At 53.5% G+C, this 226-nt stretch carries 1 protein-coding gene; it reads right to left on the bottom strand.

Annotated features, from left to right (window positions below):
• Nucleotides 1–226, bottom strand: a 226-nt coding sequence (locus AB6T85_RS23745; RefSeq protein ID WP_369897062.1) for a DUF3289 family protein, incomplete at both ends; no start/stop codon positions are given.

Genomic DNA, 226 nt, shown 5'->3' on the forward strand with positions numbered 1-226 from the left:
TTACGGGATAACGAGCGGAACTCATCAAACAGCATCATGGCGCACTGCTGCCGGCTAATTTTCTCTCCGGCTCCGCGCCGATTGCAACAGAACATGGATTGAGGCCGATCCATTGAGGAACGCCGGGTCAGCATGTAAGGATCAACACGGTCAGAGATATAGTCCAGCCGGTAATGGGATTTCAGTTGTGCTTCAGTCAGATCGCCACAGCGCATATCCTCAGCGC

It is taken from the genome of Erwinia aeris (assembly GCF_041224955.1).
Classification (GTDB): Bacteria; Pseudomonadota; Gammaproteobacteria; order Enterobacterales; family Enterobacteriaceae; genus Erwinia; species Erwinia aeris.